The sequence below is a fragment of the Tardiphaga sp. P4_G1 genome (genome assembly GCF_056401215.1).
Genome location: NZ_JBFUJU010000004.1, coordinates 173,587 through 194,050, shown reverse-complemented (window position 1 = coordinate 194,050; position 20,464 = coordinate 173,587). Strand labels below are relative to the sequence as shown.

The 20,464-nt window shown below is 60.5% G+C and carries 26 protein-coding genes; 17 read left to right on the top strand and 9 right to left on the bottom strand.

Annotated elements, in window-relative coordinates; genetic code table 11:
* Positions 1 to 120 precede the first annotated feature (120 nt).
* The 6 genes from AC1DUY_RS11350 to AC1DUY_RS11325 all read left to right on the top strand — a co-directional run bounded on the left by AC1DUY_RS11350 (position 121) and on the right by AC1DUY_RS11325 (position 6,140).
* Positions 121 to 903 (top strand): thiazole synthase, encoded by a 783-nt coding sequence (locus AC1DUY_RS11350; RefSeq protein ID WP_478114315.1) that lies wholly within the window; start codon positions 121 to 123, stop codon positions 901 to 903.
* Complete coding sequence (locus AC1DUY_RS11345; protein ID WP_478114313.1) at positions 890 to 1,498, top strand: thiamine phosphate synthase; 609 nt, start codon at positions 890 to 892, stop codon at positions 1,496 to 1,498. The genes AC1DUY_RS11350 and AC1DUY_RS11345 overlap by 14 nt, the downstream gene beginning before the upstream one ends.
* Before the next feature lie 31 nt (positions 1,499 to 1,529).
* Entirely contained in the window at positions 1,530 to 3,458 is a 1,929-nt protein-coding gene (gene thiC, locus AC1DUY_RS11340) for a phosphomethylpyrimidine synthase ThiC (RefSeq protein ID WP_439093959.1), read from the top strand.
* A 116-nt stretch (positions 3,459 to 3,574) separates the two neighbouring features.
* Positions 3,575 to 4,855 (top strand): AAA family ATPase, encoded by a 1,281-nt coding sequence (locus tag AC1DUY_RS11335; protein ID WP_478114310.1) that lies wholly within the window; start codon positions 3,575 to 3,577, stop codon positions 4,853 to 4,855.
* Entirely contained in the window at positions 4,855 to 5,508 is a 654-nt protein-coding gene (locus tag AC1DUY_RS11330) for a hypothetical protein (RefSeq protein ID WP_478114308.1), read from the top strand. The genes AC1DUY_RS11335 and AC1DUY_RS11330 overlap by 1 nt, the downstream gene beginning before the upstream one ends.
* A 410-nt stretch (positions 5,509 to 5,918) precedes the next feature.
* A complete protein-coding gene (locus AC1DUY_RS11325; RefSeq protein WP_089267375.1) occupies positions 5,919 to 6,140 on the top strand; it encodes a helix-turn-helix domain-containing protein in 222 nt (73 codons plus the stop codon).
* Positions 6,141 to 6,149: 9 nt separating this feature from the next.
* On the opposite strand, the gene AC1DUY_RS11320 is transcribed toward AC1DUY_RS11325, so the two are convergent.
* Positions 6,150 to 6,500, bottom strand: coding sequence for a hypothetical protein (locus AC1DUY_RS11320; protein ID WP_478114306.1), 351 nt, complete (start codon positions 6,498 to 6,500; stop codon positions 6,150 to 6,152).
* A gap of 138 nt (positions 6,501 to 6,638) precedes the next feature.
* Here AC1DUY_RS11320 and AC1DUY_RS11315 point away from each other — a divergent pair, with 138 nt between their 5' ends.
* Positions 6,639 to 7,025 (top strand): RidA family protein, encoded by a 387-nt coding sequence (locus AC1DUY_RS11315; protein WP_478114304.1) that lies wholly within the window; start codon positions 6,639 to 6,641, stop codon positions 7,023 to 7,025.
* Between the two features lie 70 nt (positions 7,026 to 7,095).
* Here AC1DUY_RS11315 and AC1DUY_RS11310 read toward each other — a convergent pair whose 3' ends face one another.
* Positions 7,096 to 7,599, bottom strand: a complete 504-nt coding sequence (locus AC1DUY_RS11310; protein WP_089267378.1) for a DUF2380 domain-containing protein — start codon at positions 7,597 to 7,599, stop codon at positions 7,096 to 7,098.
* Positions 7,600 to 7,798: 199 nt separating this feature from the next.
* Here AC1DUY_RS11310 and AC1DUY_RS11305 point away from each other — a divergent pair, with 199 nt between their 5' ends.
* Positions 7,799 to 8,386, top strand: a complete 588-nt coding sequence (locus tag AC1DUY_RS11305) for a collagen-like protein (protein WP_478114301.1) — start codon at positions 7,799 to 7,801, stop codon at positions 8,384 to 8,386.
* A 79-nt stretch (positions 8,387 to 8,465) separates the two neighbouring features.
* Here AC1DUY_RS11305 and AC1DUY_RS11300 read toward each other — a convergent pair whose 3' ends face one another.
* On the bottom strand, positions 8,466 to 9,530 hold the full coding sequence (locus AC1DUY_RS11300) for an alpha/beta fold hydrolase (RefSeq protein WP_478114646.1): 1,065 nt from the start codon (positions 9,528 to 9,530) through the stop codon (positions 8,466 to 8,468).
* A gap of 255 nt (positions 9,531 to 9,785) precedes the next feature.
* On the opposite strand from AC1DUY_RS11300, the gene AC1DUY_RS11295 reads away from it, so the two are divergent.
* The 5 genes from AC1DUY_RS11295 (at position 9,786) to AC1DUY_RS11275 (ending at position 12,236) form a co-directional block, all read left to right on the top strand.
* Positions 9,786 to 10,139 carry a hypothetical protein gene (locus AC1DUY_RS11295; RefSeq protein WP_478114299.1) on the top strand — a complete coding sequence of 118 codons (354 nt, stop codon included), beginning with the start codon at positions 9,786 to 9,788 and terminating at the stop codon, positions 10,137 to 10,139.
* A 148-nt stretch (positions 10,140 to 10,287) separates the two neighbouring features.
* On the top strand, positions 10,288 to 10,533 hold the full coding sequence (locus AC1DUY_RS11290) for a DUF2188 domain-containing protein (protein ID WP_068732250.1): 246 nt from the start codon (positions 10,288 to 10,290) through the stop codon (positions 10,531 to 10,533).
* A gap of 12 nt (positions 10,534 to 10,545) precedes the next feature.
* Positions 10,546 to 10,830 (top strand): DoxX family protein, encoded by a 285-nt coding sequence (locus AC1DUY_RS11285; protein WP_478114296.1) that lies wholly within the window; start codon positions 10,546 to 10,548, stop codon positions 10,828 to 10,830.
* Between the two features lie 93 nt (positions 10,831 to 10,923).
* Complete coding sequence (locus AC1DUY_RS11280) at positions 10,924 to 11,529, top strand: MSMEG_1061 family FMN-dependent PPOX-type flavoprotein (protein ID WP_231077607.1); 606 nt, start codon at positions 10,924 to 10,926, stop codon at positions 11,527 to 11,529.
* Between the two features lie 143 nt (positions 11,530 to 11,672).
* Positions 11,673 to 12,236: a hypothetical protein gene (locus tag AC1DUY_RS11275; RefSeq protein WP_175367214.1), complete on the top strand. Its 564-nt coding sequence runs from the start codon at positions 11,673 to 11,675 to the stop codon at positions 12,234 to 12,236.
* Between the two features lie 20 nt (positions 12,237 to 12,256).
* Here AC1DUY_RS11275 and bfr read toward each other — a convergent pair whose 3' ends face one another.
* A complete protein-coding gene (gene bfr / locus AC1DUY_RS11270; protein ID WP_068732242.1) occupies positions 12,257 to 12,742 on the bottom strand; it encodes a bacterioferritin in 486 nt (161 codons plus the stop codon).
* A gap of 150 nt (positions 12,743 to 12,892) precedes the next feature.
* Positions 12,893 to 13,180: a (2Fe-2S)-binding protein gene (locus AC1DUY_RS11265; protein WP_068732239.1), complete on the bottom strand. Its 288-nt coding sequence runs from the start codon at positions 13,178 to 13,180 to the stop codon at positions 12,893 to 12,895.
* A 380-nt stretch (positions 13,181 to 13,560) separates the two neighbouring features.
* Here AC1DUY_RS11265 and AC1DUY_RS11260 point away from each other — a divergent pair, with 380 nt between their 5' ends.
* Both AC1DUY_RS11260 and AC1DUY_RS11255 read left to right on the top strand, forming a co-directional pair.
* Positions 13,561 to 13,872: a hypothetical protein gene (locus AC1DUY_RS11260; RefSeq protein ID WP_068732237.1), complete on the top strand. Its 312-nt coding sequence runs from the start codon at positions 13,561 to 13,563 to the stop codon at positions 13,870 to 13,872.
* A 245-nt stretch (positions 13,873 to 14,117) separates the two neighbouring features.
* The gene (locus AC1DUY_RS11255) at positions 14,118 to 14,414 is read left to right on the top strand and encodes a hypothetical protein (RefSeq protein WP_068732235.1); all 297 of its coding nucleotides are present in this window, start codon (positions 14,118 to 14,120) and stop codon (positions 14,412 to 14,414) included.
* A gap of 95 nt (positions 14,415 to 14,509) precedes the next feature.
* Here AC1DUY_RS11255 and AC1DUY_RS11250 read toward each other — a convergent pair whose 3' ends face one another.
* From AC1DUY_RS11250 to ettA, 4 genes are all read right to left on the bottom strand, one after another.
* Positions 14,510 to 15,736: a lytic murein transglycosylase gene (locus AC1DUY_RS11250; protein ID WP_478114292.1), complete on the bottom strand. Its 1,227-nt coding sequence runs from the start codon at positions 15,734 to 15,736 to the stop codon at positions 14,510 to 14,512.
* A 5-nt stretch (positions 15,737 to 15,741) separates the two neighbouring features.
* Positions 15,742 to 16,359 (bottom strand): TIGR00645 family protein, encoded by a 618-nt coding sequence (locus AC1DUY_RS11245; protein WP_089267384.1) that lies wholly within the window; start codon positions 16,357 to 16,359, stop codon positions 15,742 to 15,744.
* A gap of 107 nt (positions 16,360 to 16,466) precedes the next feature.
* The gene (gene tam / locus AC1DUY_RS11240) at positions 16,467 to 17,237 is read right to left on the bottom strand and encodes a trans-aconitate 2-methyltransferase (protein ID WP_478114289.1); all 771 of its coding nucleotides are present in this window, start codon (positions 17,235 to 17,237) and stop codon (positions 16,467 to 16,469) included.
* A gap of 13 nt (positions 17,238 to 17,250) precedes the next feature.
* The gene (gene ettA, locus AC1DUY_RS11235; protein WP_089267386.1) at positions 17,251 to 18,900 is read right to left on the bottom strand and encodes an energy-dependent translational throttle protein EttA; all 1,650 of its coding nucleotides are present in this window, start codon (positions 18,898 to 18,900) and stop codon (positions 17,251 to 17,253) included.
* Between the two features lie 231 nt (positions 18,901 to 19,131).
* Here ettA and AC1DUY_RS11230 point away from each other — a divergent pair, with 231 nt between their 5' ends.
* Both AC1DUY_RS11230 and AC1DUY_RS11225 read left to right on the top strand, forming a co-directional pair.
* Complete coding sequence (locus AC1DUY_RS11230; protein WP_315841279.1) at positions 19,132 to 19,338, top strand: hypothetical protein; 207 nt, start codon at positions 19,132 to 19,134, stop codon at positions 19,336 to 19,338.
* A 114-nt stretch (positions 19,339 to 19,452) separates the two neighbouring features.
* Positions 19,453 to 20,412 carry a D-2-hydroxyacid dehydrogenase family protein gene (locus AC1DUY_RS11225; RefSeq protein ID WP_478114286.1) on the top strand — a complete coding sequence of 320 codons (960 nt, stop codon included), beginning with the start codon at positions 19,453 to 19,455 and terminating at the stop codon, positions 20,410 to 20,412.
* Positions 20,413 to 20,464 lie beyond the last annotated feature (52 nt).

The following is a 20,464-nucleotide window of genomic DNA, read 5'->3' as shown; positions in this document are numbered from 1 at the left end:
GGGGTCGGGGGCGGGGGTCCACAAAGGGACTCTTACAGCGACGCTCTCGCCTGGCTCTACCCCCCTCCCCAACCCTCCCCCGCAAGGGGGGAGGGAGCACGTAAACCATGGAGCGAGTTCATGGTGAATTTCTACGGCAAAGAGTTTAAGTCACGCCTGCTGATCGGCTCGGCGCTCTATCCGTCGCCCGCGGTCATGCAGGACGCGATCCGTGCCTCCGGCGCTGGCATCGTGACTGTCTCGCTGCGGCGTGAATCCGCCGGCGGCAAGACCGGCGATGCGTTCTGGTCGCTGATTAGAGAACTCGACGTCACCGTGCTGCCCAACACCGCGGGCTGCCGCAGCGTGCGCGAGGCAGTCACGACCGGAAAGCTCGCGCGCGAATTGTTCGGCACGTCCTGGATCAAGCTCGAGGTGATCGCCGACAATGACACGCTGCAGCCCGACGTGGTTGGTCTCGTCGAAGCCGCCGATATCCTGATCAAGGACGGCTTCGAGGTGTTCCCCTATTGCACCGAGGATCTCAGCGTCGCGATGCGTCTGGTGGATGCCGGCTGCAAGGTGGTGATGCCATGGGCGGCACCGATCGGCAGCGCACGCGGCATCATCAATGCCGACGCACTGAAGCTGATGCGCGACCGCCTGCCGGATATCACGCTCGTTGTCGATGCCGGCTTGGGCGCGCCGTCACACGCCGCCGAAGCGCTTGAGCTCGGCTATGACGCCGTGCTGCTCAACACCGCCGTCGCCAAGGCGGCCGATCCCGTCGCCATGGCCAATGCCTTCCGCCTCGCCGTCGAGGCCGGCCGCATCGGCTATGAAGCCGGCCTGATGGGCGCGCGCGATTTCGCTTCTCCTTCCACTCCAGTCATCGGGACACCGTTCTGGCATGCCGTATCCTGACCGTTTCTATCCCGTCGTCGACACCGTAGCCTGGGTGAAGCGCCTCACGCAGTTGGGCGTCGGCACCGTGCAGCTCCGCGCCAAGGATCTCGACGACACAGCGGCGACCACGTTGTTTCGCGAGGCGCTCGATGTCACCAACGGCACCAAGACCAAGCTGGTGGTCAACGACTACTGGCGCGTCGCCATCGACCTCAAGGCGCAGCATCTGCATCTCGGCCAGGAAGATCTGGCCGAGGCCGACGTCGCCGCGATCCGCAAGGCCGGCATCACGCTGGGTCTCTCGACCCATGACGAGGAAGAACTTGAAATCGCGTTGCGCGCCAATCCGGATTACGTCGCGCTCGGGCCTATCTTCTTCACGACGTTGAAGTCCATGCGTTTCGCGCCACAGGGCATTCCGAAAATCTCGGTCTGGAAGAAGCGCATCGGCACCCTGCCGCTGGTCGCCATCGGCGGCATCAAGTTCGAACAGGCCGAAGAGATCTTTGCCGCCGGCGCGGATTCCATCGCCGTCGTCAGCGACGTTACCCAACACGCAGACCCGGACGCACGCGTCCATCAATGGCTTGGCGCATCCGCCAAAGCCGCCTGACATTTCAAGAACGACAACGGAGGATTAGTCCATGAACATCCGCTCCAATCCCGACACCACCCTGCCCGCCGTCACCACCGGCAACCTACCCTCGTCGCGCAAGATCTACGCGATCCCGGAGAGCGCGCCGGACCTGCGCGTCCCGCTGCGCGAAATCATTCTCTCCGAAGGCGCCGGCGAGCCGAACCTGCCCGTCTATGACACGTCGGGTCCCTATACCGATCCGGACGTGCTGATCGACGTCAACAACGGGTTGTCTCGCGCGCGTCTCGATTGGGTCAAGGAGCGCGGCGGCGTCGAGGAATATCAGGGCCGCGAGATCAAGCCGGAAGATAATGGCAATGTCGGCGCAGCCCATGCTGCGAAGTCGTTCAAGGCCTATCACAAGCCGCTGCGCGGCGTCGGCGATCACATGATCACGCAATATGAGTTCGCCCGCGCCGGCATCATCACCAAGGAAATGATCTACGTCGCCGAGCGCGAGAACCTCGGCCGCAAGGTCCAGCTCGAGCGCGCCGAGGCCGCGCGCGCCGATGGCGAGAGCTTCGGTGCCGAAGTGCCGCTGTTCGTCACGCCGGAATTCGTGCGCTCGGAAATCGCACGCGGCCGCGCGATCATCCCCTGCAACATCAACCATGCCGAACTCGAGCCGATGATCATCGGCCGCAACTTCCTCACCAAGATCAACGCCAATATCGGCAACTCCGCCGTGACCTCGTCGGTCGAGGAAGAAGTCGACAAGATGGTGTGGGCGATCCGCTGGGGTGCCGACACCGTGATGGACCTCTCGACGGGCCGCAACATCCACACCACCCGTGAATGGATCCTGCGCAACGCGCCGATCCCGATCGGCACCGTGCCGATCTATCAGGCACTGGAGAAGTGCGACGGTGATCCGGTCAAGCTGACCTGGGAGCTCTACAAGGACACGCTGATCGAGCAGTGCGAACAGGGCGTCGACTACTTCACCATCCATGCCGGCGTGCGTCTTGCTTATATCCATCTCACCGCCAATCGCGTCACCGGCATCGTCTCGCGCGGCGGTTCGATCATGGCCAAGTGGTGCCTGGCGCATCACCAGGAGAGCTTCCTCTACACGCATTTCGAAGAGATCTGCGACATCATGCGCAAGTATGACGTGTCGTTCTCCCTCGGCGACGGGTTGCGTCCCGGATCGATCGCGGATGCCAATGACCGTGCGCAATTCGCCGAACTGGAGACGCTCGGTGAGCTCACCAAGGTGGCATGGGCGAAGGGCTGTCAGGTGATGATCGAAGGTCCCGGCCACGTACCGCTACACAAGATCAAGATCAACATGGACAAGCAGCTCAAGGAATGCGGCGAAGCGCCGTTCTACACCTTGGGGCCACTGACCACCGACATCGCGCCGGGCTACGACCACATCACCTCGGGCATCGGCGCTGCCATGATCGGCTGGTTCGGCTGTTCGATGCTTTGCTACGTGACACCGAAGGAGCATCTCGGCTTGCCCAATCGTGACGACGTCAAGGTCGGCGTCATCACCTACAAGATCTCCGCGCATGCCTCGGATCTCGCCAAGGGCCACCCCGCCGCGCAGCTCCGCGACGACGCGCTGTCCCGCGCGCGCTTCGACTTCCGCTGGCAGGACCAGTTCAATCTCGGCTTGGACCCGGAAACCGCCGTCGCCTATCACGACGAAACGCTGCCCAAGGACGCCCACAAGGTCGCGCATTTCTGCTCGATGTGCGGACCAAAATTCTGCTCAATGAAGATCACGCAGGACGTCCGCGACTATGCAGCGACCCTCGGCGACAACGAAAAGGCCGCACTGAACCTCGGCGGCACGGCGACGATGGGCATGTCGATGAGTGGCGTGATCGAGGACGGCATGGCCAGCATGAGCCAGAAGTTCAAGGACATGGGCGAGCAGGTCTATGTCCAGGCGCAGGCGGTGAAGGATAGTAACAAGGCGTTGTAGAGTGCCGCTTCTTTAATGATGCTAGGAGTGGGAAATCAAAAATCCGGTTTCCCACTCCTGTAAAACACAACTAGAGTTACTCACTTCCTCTTCCAAATTGAATCCGAGGCTTGCAAGTGGCGAAAATCGAAGGCTTCCGAGTGCGGAATTACCTGGCGCTCAAAGACGTCACGCTGGGTCAATTATGGAACCAGCGAGATATTAGCCCACTTACACCGATGACCGCCGTTATTGGCAAGAATGGTGTCGGCAAGAGCAGCCTGTTTGACGCCTTCGGTTTTCTAGCTGACTGCTTAAAGATCGGCGTAGAGGAAGCTTGCGATTTGCGAGGTCGCGGAGGTTTGTCGCGCATCAAATCTCAGGGTCAAGACGGTCCTATTGAGTTCGAGATTTACTACAAAGAAGATGCCAACTCTCGCCCAATTACATACGAACTTTCGATTCAAGAGGACAGAAGCGGTCGTCCTTATGTCAGCAAAGAGCGACTGAGGCAGCGACGCAAAAGTCAAACCACCGGATGGCCGTTCTCATTCCTGATCTTGGAGAACGGTCGCGGCGTCGCTTGGAAGGGCGAGGAAATCGGCGTTCGAGAGAACGAGGTCAACATATCCGATCTTCTTTCGCGAGCGGCTGAAAAGGCCCCCGGTGACGAAGGCGCAGATCGAGAAATCGTTGAACTCGACGACAAGCGAAAACTTGGAATCGCGACACTCGGATCATTGAAGCAACACCCTCGCATCTCAGCATTTCGGCAATTCATCGAGGGGTGGCATTTAAGTTATTTTACGCCCGACGCGGCGAGGAGCTTGCCACTCGCAGGCCCTCAAAAGCACCTGAACATACATGGCGACAATCTTGGAAACGTCGTCCAATTTATGGAGCGCGAACACCCGACGCTATTCCGCAACATTCTCAAACGAATATCTTCGAAGATTCCCGGCGTTCAGAAGATTGATACTCACAAGACCGAGGACGGACGACTATTGCTCCGTTTCAACGATCAAGGCTTTAAGGATCCATTCTTCGCGCAGCAGATGTCCGACGGGACACTCAAGCTCTTCGCCTACCTCCTGCTTCTTGAGGATCCAGAGCCGCCGCCTTTTCTATGCATCGAGGAGCCGGAAAACGGCCTATACCACAAGCTGCTCGATGCTCTAGCCGCCGAATTTAGAGAACACGCCACAGGGCGAAAGGGTGGCTCTCAAATTTTTGTCACAACGCATCAGCCCTATTTCGTCGACTCGCTTTCGCCTGAAGAAGTTTGGGTGATGGAAAAATCGGATAACGGATTCTCTAAGGTAACACGCGCTAGCAGCGACGTGATCGTCCAAAGCATGGTCGAGCAAGGGCTTCCGCTTGGCGGGCTATGGTATAGTGACTACTTGGATGCGCGCTGATGCACCTTGAGATCCTGATAGAAGATCAGTCGGGCAAGAAGTTGTTAGACATTATCGTCCCCAAGCTTATTGGGGCAAATCATACTTTTCGGGTTCACGCCTACCGTGGCATTGGCCGCATCCCAAAAAATCTAAAGGGCAAGACTGATCCTTCAAAGCGGATACTGCTTGATCAGCTTCCACGACTGCTTGAAGGCTATGGCAACGCATTCTCAAAGTATCCAGATGGATACGAGGCTCACGTTGCAGTCATATGTGATCTCGACAACAAAAATGCAGAGGGGTTCCTCAAAGAGCTTTCCGACACCTTGGATCGCTGCAAGAAAAAGCCTGCAACAGCCTTTTGCCTTGCCATCGAAGAAGGCGAGGCATGGTTACTTGGAGATAAGACTGCCATTGAGACCGCTTATCCAAAAGCTCAAAAGGCGGTGCTTCAATCTTATAAATACGACTCTATTTGCGGCACATGGGAGTTGTTGGCAGACGCCGTGTATCCGGGTGGGTCGGCAGCACTAAAGTCCAAAGGCTGGCAAGCAATCGGATATGAAAAATTCATCTGGGCCGGCATCATAGGTCCGCTCGTGGATGCGACCCGCAATGCATCCCCAAGCTTTCAGAGCTTTCGAAAAGACCTACAAAGCTTTGGCTACTAAAAATTTGTCGCCCATGCTTCCTGTTTGAACAAAGGGACATCGCGGCTTCACGCGCCTGATGCTCCCCGTCTAACGGAGGGCATGAACCTGTTGTGACCTCTACCGCGACCGACGCCACGACGGCGACATAGCGCGATGTGCGCTTATCGACATGCCGGGTTCCAAGGCGCCGAGCGCAGACAAAGCGACTTTCTTTGTTGCAAAATCCCGACGATACACCCAATGGTACCCATTGATTAACCTTTCGTTAACCAATCGCGCCCAACCTGCCGCAACGCAACGGCTGGGGGCTGTTCGTTCTCGATGTTGTTGCTTCGCGCAACGAAGCAGGCGTTGATCGGGAGATACCCATGATCCAGGAATCCCTTTACGAGTCCCTTCGCCGCCCGCGTGACGATTCGCCGGCTGAAATGGACATGTTTGCGCCCTCGTCAGATCCCAGCGAGGTCGTGACGATGCTGATCGGCGCGACTGTCCATGAGGTCGAACGCGAACTGATGCTGCAGACGCTGGCGCGCTGCGACGGCAATCGCACCCATGCCGCCCGCGTGCTCGGCGTCTCCGTTCGCACCATGCGTAACAAGATCAAACAGTATTCAGCGGATGGGGCCGACGTGCCGGCGCACGGCTAGCTGATGGCGCTATTGCTGGAGCACGTCGGTATCCAGCACCCATGTGGAGCTCTGCAGCCGGCCTTCGGTCTGCATCTCGACATCGACCAGATGCGCCTTCGGCTCAAAGCCGCGAATTCTGACAGTGAGCGGCCTGGTGAACTGCCATGCCTCGCGCGCCTGCAGCAGGCCCTCCTGATACGACCCCAGAGCTTTTGAATCGCCGGCTTTCTTCAGTGCCTGCCATCGCGCCAGATTCGCGCGATCGCCGAACCAGATCGAATCCGGTTTCACCTGCATGGACGCCCCTAGGCGTATCTCGCCGGCATGCGTTGCGCTCGTGAGGGCCAACAAGGTCAGCAGCGCCAGATAGGATTTCATATGTCGTCGCCCGTTGCCCTGATGAGAGCGTAAGTCGCCGCGGATCCCGTTCCGGTTCGACAGGGCTCGGCAATTCGCGGGCGCACCTTGCCTAGACCTGCTACGCTGGCACGTCCCACATGACCGCGAGGCCTGATCATGCCCATCCAGCACTTCCCGCCCCCTCCCGGAATCAAGGCGCCGCCGCTGTCTTATGCGGCGCGGGTCGGCGATCTCCTGTTCGTCTCCGGCATTCCCGGTTTCGACGCTGATGGCCAATTGCCGGAACACTTCGAGGCGCAGTTCGGATTTGTGGTGCGCACGATCAAACGGGTGCTGAAGGATGCCGGCACCGACATCTCGCACCTCGTCAAGGTCAACGTTCTGCTAACGCGCGCGTCCGACGTGGCTCCGATGAACGCTCTGTATGCCGAAGCCTTCGGACCGCCGCCGTATCCGGCGCGTACCACTTGCGTGGTTCAGGCGCTGCCCCATCCGGCAATGCTGATCGAGATCGAATGTGTGGCTTCGCTACTGGATGCGTGATCGATAACCCGCAGGCTGCGCGGCGCGTCCAGCGGCGCATTGAACGCGATCCTGCACGTTCTGACGACGGTCATCGGCCGGCCATCGCATCCTTCACCGTCTCGCTGACGAAATCGGCGGCGCGGCGGAACGCGGTGTCCGTATCGCCGCGGAAGGTGACGGCGCGACGCATCACCAGCTGCTCGCGCTCGACATCGAACAACTGCACCTCGCCCCATTGCACCAGCGTACTCATCTTGCGGATGCCGCCATAGACCAGGTAACGCGCCCCGTCGCGCCGCGCCGCCGCGACGAGATCGTCGGGCGCCATGCTGATGGCAGTGCAGGCGGGCTGCGGACATGCCGGGCGCACCACGCGGTAGTCGCGCTGCGCCAGCCCGTCGCGCAGCAGTGCAGCGAAGATGGTCATGCGGTCACGATGCTGCGCGGACTGGTCGGCCTCCTCGCCGGAGGTGTCGCTATAGTCGAAATCGGCCACCGCGACAGCGAGCTGTCCGGCAGCCGCGGCCGGCGCAGGTGCCCCCAGCAGCGCCACAGCGCCGCACAGCAACCACAGAACCTGCCCTCTCCGCATGTTCTCCTCCCTGATCTTCTGTTCGCCGCCACGCCAAACTGGCGCGGGTGCCAGCAGGTCAAGCGGCAGCCGATGCTAGTCCGCATGTGGTGAAGCGCAACCGGCAATGTCTGTGGTGGCATGGCAGCAGCGGCGAATTGAAGCCGTCATCCATCCCCTGTTAAAAGCGGCCGGACAGAATCAATACGGAGTGTGAGGCGTGGCAAAAGAAACGATCAGCCAGACCGGATTGCGCGGCCCCCGCGGCGAACCGGGACTTCCCGGACCGCAGGGCCATCCCGGACGGCCGGGGCCGGACGGCGCGCAGGGCAAGCCGGGCGTGGCCGGCAAGGCCGGCGCCAATGGCAAGCCGGGGCCGCAGGGCAAGCGCGGCGAAGCAGGCCCCCAAGGTAAGGCCGGCGTCAATGGCAAGGCTGGCGCCAACGGCAAGCCCGGTCCGATCGGACCGCAGGGCAAAGCCGGACCACAGGGCGAACAGGGCCTTCAGGGCAAGCCGGGCGTGCAGGGCGAAGCCGGGCCGCGCGGCGAGCAGGGTCCTCCCGGCACGCTGCCGAGCCTCGAGCAGATCATGCCGTGGCTGCACATGGTGTTTGACGCCTGGGAAGACCACCGCCAGATGCGCCTGCGCGAAGCCCAGGAGCGCGAAGAGGCGCTGCTGCGCGAGCAGCAGGAAGCCGTTGAACGTGTCGCCGCGATGATCGAGGCCGAAGCCGCCATCGCGGATGAGTCTGACGACACCGACGACGGCAAGAAAAAGAAGAAGCGTAAGAAGAACAAGGACGACTAGCACCGCTGCGTCGTTCGATACGGACGCGCGACAACAGATCAGGCGACGCGCCGCAATGCCGGCCCGTCGCCTTTACTTTTTACATGGTCCGCTGCGGTGCGGTCTGCAGCAACTCCTGAAGCTGTTGCTTATAGAATTTCGCACCGCCTGTCGTGAGATGACCACGGGTCTCGGTGCTCGCCGGGATCAGCAGCATCCTCGCATGTTTGATCCGCTTCAGCGCGGCATCCATCAGCCCGGTCTCCGGCGGATTGCGCTCGTCATCGGCAGCATTGATCGCGAGCACGACGGATGTGATCTTCTCCAGGCCTGCTGATGGATTGTAGTCGCGCGACGATTCCCACTGATAGATGAAATCATTTGCATCAGCGACAAATGGCGCCTTGAGCCGGTCATCGACATTCTTGTCGGCAGCCTCGCCGGTCGGCGCCAGCATCTGATAGGCCAGCGTGCCGCCGGCTGTCGCGATGCCATACATCACGCTGGCAAATTTGATCATGCCGGGCTGCGATGTGTAGTTGCCGGCCTTGTAGTCTGGATCGGCGCGCACGGTCTCGATCATCATGCGCCGCATCATCCAGTTTCGCGCGCTCATCTCGGTCGGTTGCGATGCCATCGGCACCAGGGTATCCATCACATCGGGATATTTCGTGCCCCAGATCCACGCATGCATGCCGCCCATGGAATTGCCGATCACCATGCGCACATGCTTGATGCCGAGCCCTTCGATCAGCAGCCGGTGCTGGGCATCGACCATATCGTCGTAATTGTACTTCGGAAATGCGGTCTTCATGCCATCAGAGGGTTTCGACGATTTGCCGTGGCCGACCGCATCGGGAATGATGATGTAATATTTTGTGGCATCGAGCGGCTGGCCCGCGCCGAATAACTCGCCCGCAAAAGCAGGCGTCAATATGCTCTGCGCCGAACCGCCGGTGCCATGCAGCACCAGCACCGGCTGGCCGCTCGGCTCGCCCACCGTCGTGTAATGCAGCTTCAACTCCGGCATCACATGGCCAGTATGAAACTTGAAATCCTTCGCGATCCAGTCGCCCTGCTTTGGCGCCGGATAATCAGCGGCGAACGCGGTCACGGCAGCAAGCGAAGCACATGTCACGACAGCAGCAGCGCACAACGCGCGCATAGAACGGCTGGGCATCGTCATCCTCCCCGGCGCAGCCATTTGATCGGGCCGCTTGACACAGATGCTAGCACGGCAGCGTGAGCCAGGAGACCAACAGATCGATACTGCAGCGCAGCGATCCCCAGCTCGTCGCTCCGGGTATAATTTTTGGGCAGGCGTCGCCGCCATAGCTCGGGCTTAATCATCGCAAGAATCCGAGTCGTCCCGTGCGGCACCCGGCGTCCGCGCGTGATACAACACCGATGTGAGGTTCGCATGCGGGGATTGATTCAAGTGGTGCTGCTTGCAGTGTTCACCGTGATGACCGCGTCAGCACACGCCATCGATCGCGGCCAGTTCAGCGATGTGCCCGACGATATCCGGAACTGGTTCAAAAGCGTCATCAGCCGTAATGGCGTGCCGTGTTGCGATATCTCCGACGGCCATCGCACCGAATATGACGTCCGCAACGGAGCCTATTGGGTGCCGATCGAAGGCATATGGACGGAGGTGCCGACGCGTGCCGTAATCCGCGATCGCGGCAACCCCGTCGGCGAAGCCGTCGTCTGGTATGTGCGCCATCGCGGCGAGATCATCATCAGCTGTTTCGTTCCGGCTGACGCCGCATGATGACGATCACGAAACGGTGCCAGGGTGCGGCCTTGCAATCCACAGGCAATCGGGCCCAATTTGAGGCTAATTCTGCGCGCGGCGCGTTAGGTCACTCTGGCCCCGCCGTCACCTCGCCGCGGGCACTACAGGATAAAGAGAGACTGATATGACGGAAGTGACCTATGTGATCGTCGAGCATGATGGCGGTTGGGCCTATAAGGTTGGCGCCGTCTTCTCCGAGCCGTATGCGACGCACGCACTCGCCACCGCAGCCGCCAAGCGCGCCGCGGCCGAGCAGAGGGTGCCGGGACGCACCGAGGTGATTGCCTATGAGGACGAAAAAGGGCAGTGGCACGAGGAAACTGCCTCGGGCAGTGATCGTCCCAACACCCACATCATCGACAAGGCCTGATCGCGAAGACAGGTGAATGATCCAACTGACCTCAACGCGTCCAATGGCGCCGGCATTGCGTATCTCGCCATGCCGGCGAATTTATTGCTCATCACGCCCGCCTGGATGCCCTTCGCGCGCGAACTCATCATCGACAGCGGCGTCATTGAAATTGCCGCATCGCTTGCACTCGTGACACGCACACGGTTGCGTTGGGGGCCGGCGTCATCAATTGGCCCGGGCCACACAAAGACGCCACAGACTCATAGCGAACGGGCCAAATCGGCAAACAACATTCGTTATGGAGTCGCGTGGTGACTCCGGCGTCGGTTGCGGTGCTGTCTGCGCGACTTTTCCGCAAGGCGCCACCATGCTAGTTTTGAGTTATCAAATCATATCGGGAGAGCAGACGTGACCGACGTCGCAGCAGACGAACTCCGCACCATTTATCCAACGCCGCATCCGCGCGTGATCGCCAAGGCGCGACCGACGCTCGATATGCACTCCAGCAAGTTCATCTCGCTGTCGCCGTTCTGCGTGCTTGCTTCGTCGGGTCCCGACGGCACCGTCGATGCATCGCCGCGCGGTGGCGGCGTCGGCTTCGTGCGGATCGCCTCGCCGACCGAGTTGCAGATGCCGGACCGTCCCGGCAACAACCGCATCGATACGTTCCAGAATCTGATGGCGGGCAGCGGCCATGTGCAGCTGATCTTCTTCGTTCCGGGCATCGACGACACCTTGCGTGTCAGTGGCGTCGCCAAGCTGATTAAAGACCCGGAACTGATGGCGTCGATGGAAGAGTTCGGCAAGCTCCCGCGCGCAGTGTTGAGCATCGCCGTGACCGAAGCCTATTTCCATTGCGGCAAGGCGCTGATGCGCTCGAAGCTGTGGTCGCCGGAGGTGCAGGTAAAGCGCTCCGTGATGCCGAGCATCTCCGAAATGGTTCACGACCAGACGAAACTCGGTGAACCGATGACTCAGGAACAGATCGACGTCGCCTATCGCCAGCAGTTGTAGCTCGTCGGCCTCGCCCGGATCCAAAAGGAGCTCCGGCAGCCGCGGTCATCCACGCACAACCTCTATTTGAAATTATCACTTAAGGTTGTATAATCACGACGCTTGGGGAGAGCGTTGTGCATGGCGTTGCGTTGATCCAGCTGATGACAGTCGCGGGCCTCATGCTTGGCGGCTGCGTGCGTGATCCGTTCGTAACGGAGCGGGACGAAACCTATGCGGGCGAATGGCTGATCCCGCACCAAATCGACCGCATTACCGGGGCCGAATTGCCCAGCGCCTATGTCTTTGCCGAAGCGTCAAACAGCAATGTGGATTTTCCACGCGTCTCGTCATTGCTGCTGACATGCATCGATGGCGCGCCGTTGATCCGCTTCGCCTTTGATTTCAAGATCGGCAGCAACCGCAACACGGTGCTCGGCTATCGCTTCGATGGAAAACCTGGTCACGACGACGTCGGCTCGCGGGTGGTGCGGGGAAACCAGATCATCGTCATCGAAGACAGGGCAGAGATCGCGACCTTCGTCAGCGAGCTTGCCGGTGCGAAGACGTTGTACGTCCGGATCAGGTCGATCAACGGGGGCCGAACGGCCGTCGAATATCCGCTGGAGGGATCGACTGCGGCGATCCGCGCGGCATTCGCGAAATGCGATATGCCGAAACCGCCCCTGCCAGAACAGGGGCGGACGACATTGTCCGGCGTCTATTGAGACACCGCAAAGATCCAGGCTTAGAACTCGCTCTCAAGGCCACCCATGTGCTTCTGGGTGTAGAGATCAATGCCGATCCGCTCGATCAGGTCGAGCTGGGTTTCGAGGAAGTCGATGTGACCTTCCTCATCCTTCATCAGCTTTTCGAACAGATCGCGCGAGACGTAATCCTTGACGCCGTGGCAGTAGGTGGCCGCTTCTTCATAAAGCGTGCGGGCGCCGATTTCGGCGGCCAGATCGCATTCGATGATTTCCTTGACCGTCTGGCCGATGCGCAACGGATCGAGAACCTGCATGTTCGGGAAGCCGTCCAGAAAGAGAATGCGATCGGTAAAACGATCCGCGTGATTCATCTCTTCGATGGATTCCTTGCGCCACATCTTGGCCATGTCGACCAAGCCCCAGTGATTCAGGAGCCGGAAGTGCAGCCAATATTGGCTGATCGCGGTGAGCTCACTGCGCAGGCCCTTGTTGAGGAATTCGATGACCTTCGGGTCGCCCTTCATGATGTTCTCCTGTCTGCTGAACCCGTCCGAAACAGGCCCTCGTTTGAATTTAGAATGCTTCTAAATCAGATTCAACGACAGGACAACCCTTCTTTGCTCAATTCGGCAAAGGGCGTGGAAAAGCTGGAAAGCTGTTGAATTTATAAGCGCTTAGGCTGCCGCTTCGATCGAGGCAATATCTGCCAGTTCGATATGCGCATGAGTCTCGGTGTGAGACTGCCCGTGGGCCGCTGTATGCGGGCATCCGGCACAGCAGGACTTGGCGCAGGCGCCCAGCGCTTCGTCCATGATCTTCTTGATCGTCCGTACGCACCGTCCGCACTGGGCGCTGCAACCGAGGCATCCATAGACCTGCCCCGGCGTACGCGGCGGACGCGCTCCGGCAACGGCACTACGGACATCATGGTCGGAAAAGACGTTGCAGGAACAAACGATCATGAGATGAAGGCGAACTCGCAGGTCAGGACCCCTCTTGGATATGTAAGAGACCGACCCGATGCAAAAGGAAAACGCCGACTTTGAAGCTATTCCAAACTACTGATCGCATGGAAGAAATTGGAACGAATCTAAAATTCGTCTGAGCGCTCGCAAGCGCCATGATCGGAAGACGGCTAGCCGACAGATGCCCCTATCCAGTAACCGCCTGCAACGCGGCATGCCCTTGGGGAGGGTCGCGGACCTCCGTCCGGAATGGCTTTAATATCAAGATGTAACCTGGATCGCGCGGTCCCGTTCATTGATCATTCAAGTGAAGTATGAAACTTTTCGCGTCAGGCCGCGCTATGTGTGAGCGCAGCCCGATTGAGAAAGGGAATGCCATGAAGAAAACTCTGATGGCCATTGCCGCCGTTGCCACCCTGGCCGTTTCCGCCATGGCTCCGACATCGGCAAGCGCGCAGCACTGGCGTGGACATGGCGGCGGTGGCGCGGTGGCTGCAGGTCTGATTGGCGGCGCCCTGCTTGGCGGCGCGATCGCTGCCGGCTCGGGATACTATGGTCCCGGCTACGGCTATTACGGCCGTCCTGCCTATGTGGCCGGCCCGGGCTATTACGGCGATTGTTTCTGGCAACGTCAGCGTTTTTGGGACGGCTATGGCTGGCGCATTCGCCGCGTCCGCGTGTGCGGCTGAGATCGCGGGATCATGTGATCTCTGAGATCACTCTGATCTCCTGTTACGCATCGGAAACCTACGACATTTCCAGTGCGTGATGCTTGCAATGGCCCGAAAAAACCGCTTTTTCGGATCATTGACTGGCTAACGTTTACATCGAATTGACGGTTGGGCGCTTCTAAGTGAGGCCGTCAGTTCGAATCGCAGCGTGAGTAGACCTTTAACCGTGCGTCGCTTGCGGCGCCCTTCTGGAGAGACTTGAGATGAAGAAGACGATTTCCGCCTTGCTCGCCGCCGCGACGGTTGCCGGTTCGCTGGTTGCTGTTGCGCCTGCCGCAAAGGCCGACGGTGGCCGCATCGCCGCTGGCGTTGCCGGTGGCCTGATCGGTGGCGCTCTCCTCGGTGGCGCCATTGCAGCCAGCCGTCCGGCTCCGGCCTATGGCTACGGCTACGCCCCCGCTCCGGTTTATGTCGAACCGGAATGCCGTGTCGTCCGCCAGCGCGTCTGGGACGAATATCGCGGCGTCTGGCGTTCGCGCCCGGTCGAAGTTTGCGATTGATCCGATCTGAAGACCGCGCATTCGCGCGCACGATCCAAATTCAAAACCCGGCCGTTTACGCGGCCGGGTTTTTCGTTGGGCGATTGAAGGTGCGACTATCTCGCGTTCATCGCGCGCAACACCGTCTCGCTGGGCCAGCAATCGACCTTGAGACCCGCGGACTTCTGATACGCTCCGAGCGCGGCACGCGTTTTCATGCCGGCCTTACCGTCCATCTTGTCGGCATAGAGACCAAGCTTCGTCAGGTGCCGCTGCATGGCCTCGACATCGGTGCTGCGCAACTGGTTCGATGCCGACCACGGCGTTGCAAAGGGCTGCGCATTGGCCATTCGATCACTGAGATGGCCGACGAACAGCACATAGAGATCGGAGAAATTGTATTCCTTGATGACGAAATAGTTCTTCGTCGTCAGGAAGGCCGGGCCATAGATCCCCTCCGGCTGCAGCAGCGATGCCGGCTGCGCCTGCTCCGCCGCGCTGAGCTTCTCGCCACGGACCGGAATGAAGCCGGCACGAATCCACTCCCCAATCGGCCGGGTGACTTCTGGCACACCCATCGTACAGTCGGCATTGGCCGGCGCACGCACTTCATAGGCCCAGCGCAGACCGCGCTGCCAACCCTTGTTCGTGAGTTGCTGCGCCGCTGATGCCAGCGCATCCGGCACCGACTTCCAGATATCGACACGGCCGTCGCCGTCGAAATCGACGCCGTGCTTATCCAGTTCCGACGGCAGGAATTGCGTGAGCCCCGTCGCGCCGCCCCAGGACACGCGCAGATCCTTGCGCGATACGTCGCCGCGCTCGATCAGTTTCAATGCCGCGATGAACTCGCCGCGATACTGGTCCTTGCGGCGACCGACATAGGCTTGCGTCGCCAGCACGCGAATGCCGTCATAGGGCAACGCATACCGACCGTAATCGGTCTCGCGCCCCCAGATCGCCAGAATGATCGTTGCCGGCACGCCGAAGCGCTGCTCGATGGCGGTGAGTGTCGCGCGATGCTTCTGCAGCAGCCGCTGCCCTTCGCCGGCCAGCCGGATGWTGCTGGCTTCCTTCACATAATCCGCGGGCACCTGCACGAATTCCGCCTGCGACGGCGCGCCGGTCGCAGGACGGCCGGGCAGAATGAGATCCGGAAGCTTGTAGTCCGGCTCCAGCCCGCGCGTGACCTCATCGAAGGTCTTGCGCGAGACGCCGGCTTGTTGGGCTTCCGGCCAGAGCGAAGCAATGAAGGTGGTGAAACCGGCGTCGGCGGCGCGGGCAACCGAGGCACTGCCCGACAGAACTAGCGCCAGCAGTGCATATTTCAGAATACGGATCATCGCCCTCAATGATGCTTGCCATGGCCATCGGCCAGTTCGTGGGCGCCCTGCCGCCGCGCTTCTTCCGTGGCAAGGTTCGACAACCGATCGACATAGGCGATGCCGACTGCCGAAAGTATGAACACCGTATGGATGATGGTCTGCCACATCACGCCGGTCTCTGTGTAGTTGCCGGCGCGGGACGAGCCCAGCGCGCCAGCCTCGATGAAGGTACGCAGCAGATGGATCGAGGAGATGCCGATGATCGCCATAGCAAGCTTGATTTTGAGCACGCTTGCGTTGACGTGGCTCAGCCATTCCGGCTCGTCCGGATGGCCCTGCAGGTTGAGCCGCGACACGAAGGTCTCGTAGCCGCCAACGATTACCATCACCAGCAGGTTGGAAATCATCACCACGTCGATCAAGCCGAGCACCGCCAGCATGATCTGCTGTTCGGTGGAATCGAAAGCGCCGTGGAACAGATGCCACAGCTCCTTAAGGAACAGCACCACGTAAACGCCCTGCGCCACGATCAGGCCGACATATAGCGGCAGTTGCAGCCAGCGCGATCCGAAAATCAGCATCGGGATCGGGCGCAACGGGAAGCCCTTCGGCGGGAGGGGCGTTTCAGGCGTCATGGACATGTCGGGGCTCGCTTGAGGGACGAATCGCGGCGCGATTGAAGTGCCGATTATATAACGCGGGTTGTGGACGCCATGATGTCGGCGTGCGCGGCGACTCGCCGCATCAGCTATTTGACAGCGACAATGAAGATCCGCGGAAACTTCAGCAGAACCTTGCCATCCGCCTGCGGCAGATAGCTGGCAGCGATGCGCGCGGTATACTCAGCGATGTAAGCCTTGCGCTCCGGCGGCTCCAGCGGATCGACGAACGGACGCAGCCCGGTGCCCTTCACCCATTCCACGATCGCGGCGGCATCGGCCAACGCGTGATAGTAGACAGTGTGCCAGATCTCGACGCGGGAACACAGCGGCTGCAGCGCATCGTAATACGCGCCGGGCTTCGGCAATGAGTCACGCAGCTCCGCAGCCTTCGAGAGCTGCGCGCGCCACGGCTGGAGATAGGCGACCTCGCGCATCAGGATGTGCGAGGGTTCGTCGAGATTATCCGGCATTTGCACGGCCAGCACGCCACCGTCAGGCAAGGCACCGACCAGACGCTTCAGCTGCTTGATGTGATCCGGCACCCACTGAAACACGGCATTGGCAAACAAGACATCGGAGCCGGCCGGCGCCACCCAATGGGCGATATTGGCCTCGATGAAAGTCTGCGCGGGCAGACGTTCCCGCGCCTGCCGCAACATATCAGCCGACGTATCGACACCGATGACCGACGCTTGCGGCCAGCGATTGACCAGAAGCTCCGTCGAGTTGCCGGGCCCGCAGCCGATGTCGACGACCTTGCGGGCATCGAGAAGCGGAATCTGCGCGAGCAGATCCCGTGCCGGCCTGGTTCGCTCGTCCTCGAACTTCAGATACTGCTGCGCGCTCCAGTCGGCCATTTGAGAGTTCTCCTCAGCGCGTCAGTTTCTTGTATTTCACGCGATGCGGGATGATCGAATCCTGCCCGAGACGGCGCATCTTGTCCTTCTCGTAGTCCTGGAAGTTGCCTTCAAACCATTCGACATGGCTGTCGCCTTCGAAAGCGAGCATATGCGTCGCGATACGGTCGAGGAACCAGCGGTCATGGCTGATGATCACGGCGCAACCGGCGAAGTCTTCCAGCGCCTCTTCCAGCGCACGTAGCGTGTCGACGTCGAGGTCGTTGGTCGGTTCGTCGAGCAGCAGGACATTGGCGCCGGACTTCAGCATCTTGGCGAGATGCACGCGGTTGCGTTCACCGCCGGACAATGCGCCGACCTTCTTCTGCTGATCGCCGCCCTTGAAGTTGAACGACGAGCAGTAGCCGCGCGAATTAACTTCCTTCTTGCCGAGCAGGATCAGTTCGTTATTCCCCGAGATTTCCTCCCACACAGTCTTCTTGCCGTCGAGCGCATCGCGCGACTGATCGACATAACCGAGATGAACGGTCTCGCCGACGGTGATCGTGCCGCTATCGGGCTTCTCCTGGCCGGTGATCATCTTGAACAGCGTCGTCTTGCCGGCGCCATTGGCGCCGATGACGCCGACGATACCGCCGGGCGGCAGCTTGAAGGTCAGATCGTCGATCAGCACGCGATCACCATAGGCCTTGGTGAGACCTTCGAAGTCGACCACGTTGTCGCCGAGGCGCTCGGCCACCGGAATGGTGATCTGCGCACCCTGGGTCTGCTTCTCGCTGGCCTTCTTGAGCAGCTCGTCATAACGCTGGTAGCGCGCCTTCGACTTGGCCTGACGTGCCTTGGGCGACGAGGCGATCCATTCCTGCTCGCGTTCCAACGTCTTCTGATGGGCTGCGTCCTCGCGGCCTTCCTGTGCCAGGCGCTTCTGCTTCTGCACCAGCCAGGACGAGTAGTTGCCCTCGTAGGGAATGCCACGACCGCGATCGAGTTCGAGAATCCAGGACGTCACGTTGTCGAGGAAATAGCGGTCATGGGTCACGATCAGGATCGCACCGGGATAGTTGCGCAGATGGCCTTCCAGCCACGACACGGATTCGGCGTCGAGATGGTTGGTCGGTTCGTCGAGCAGCAGCAGTTCGGGTGCATCGAGCAGCAGCTTGCAGAGCGCGACGCGGCGGCGTTCACCGCCGGAGAGCTTGGTGACGTCGGCATCGTCAGGCGGACAACGCAGCGCGTCCATCGCCTGGTCGACCTTGCTGTCGAGATCCCAGAGGCCTTGCGCCTCGATCTCGTCCTGCAGCTTGGTCATCTCGTCGGCGGTCTCTTCCGAGTAGTTCATCGCCAGCTCGTTATAGCGATCGAGAACAGCCTTCTGCTTGGCGACGCCAAGCATGACGTTCTCGCGGACGTTCAAAGACGCATCGAGCTGCGGTTCCTGTTCGAGATAGCCGACGCGCGCGCCCTGCGCGACCCAGGCCTCGCCGGTGTATTCCTTGTCGAGCCCCGCCATGATCTTGAGCAGCGTCGACTTACCGGCGCCGTTGACACCGAGCACGCCGATCTTGGCGTCCGGGTAGAACGACAAATGGACGTTATCCAGCACCTTGCGGGTCGGATAGGCCTTGGTCAGACCCTGCATGAAGTAGACGAATTGGCGAGCCATCGTGATCCTTGAAAACCGTCGCGGGCGTGAAAAATGGGTTGTCGCTGATGTAGCGGCGTGGCCCCGAAAGGGCAACCGGGGGTCTTAAGGATTTGGTAACTCTGCACTTCTTCGAGGCAGCCATTATGACAATTAAAACCGCTTTTTAACGACTTCCGCCAAGAGTGCTCGCAGGGCGATCAATCATGCCCCTCGCGACTGAAGTCGCGGGCAGACAGGCGGAGCCTCGTCATGGCGATCATTACATCAGTCCCCTCTCCCGCCGCCGCCGAAACCCGCGCGGCGCGCCCAGGCCTACTCCACGAAATCCGGACGTTCTGGCAGCTGTTCTTCGTCGCCGCCTTCGATCCTTACCGGCCCGAGCAGCATTACATGCGCGGCCCAGGCCCTGCCTGTCGCGCCAAGGACCCGTCCGCGCCGGTCCCGCCCTCACATTAAGCTGATCGCACTGCCGCCGACGATGCAGACCCTTGCGCACGCCCGCGAGGCGCGCAATGTGTCCATCCCCTGACGGCTTCAACACCGTCATCACCACACCGGATGGACGATCCCATGACGCGGCTGCGCTGTGCAATTCTCGACGACTATCAGAACGTGGCCCTGACGCTTGGTGACTGGAGCGCACTCGCCGACCGCATTGAGATCACCGTCTTCGACAAGCCGTTCGCCTCAGCGGACGAAGCGGCTGCAGCGCTGAAGGATTTCGAGATCATCTGCGCCATGCGCGAGCGTACGCCATTTCCGCGCGCGATGTTCGAGGCGCTGCCGAAACTCAAGCTGCTGATCACCTCGGGCATGCGCAATGCCGCGATCGATTTCGAGGCTGCGAAGGCTCGTGGCATAACGGTCTGCGGTACCGCGATGGTGGGCAATCCGACGGCCGGCCTGACCATCGGCCTGATGCTGGAACTGACCCGCAAGATCGGCTTTGAAAACGCACGCATGAAGGCCGGCAAGCCCTGGCAGGTTACCGTCGGCGAGGACATCGAAGGCAAGACGCTCGGGATCATCGGCCTCGGCAAGCTCGGAAGTCAGGTCGCCGGCATTGCCCGCGCGCTGGGCATGAAGACGATTGCCTGGAGCACCAATCTGACACCCGAGGCCTGCGAAAAAGCCGGCGTGACCTACGCGACCAAGGAAGAACTGTTCGCCACCGCCGATGTCATCACCATCCATCTGGTGTTGAGCGACCGTTCGCGCGGATTGGTGTCACGGGCGGATCTCGCACGCATGAAACCAACCGCCTATCTCATCAACACGGCACGCGGCCCGATCGTCGACGAAGCGGCGCTACTTGAGACGCTACAAGCCGGGAAAATTGCCGGTGCAGGTGTCGACACCTATTCCCACGAACCGCTGCCGCTCGACAGCCCGCTGCGCAAGCTCGACAATGTCGTGATCACACCGCATCTCGGTTATGTCACCGCGGAAAATTACAAGCGGATCTATGTGGAGATGATCGAGGGCATCGGCGGCTGGTTGAACAGCGCCCCCGTCCGCAAGCTCAACTGACGCAAGCGTTCAAAGCGCAAAAGAAAACGGGCGCTGTGTGATCACACAGCGC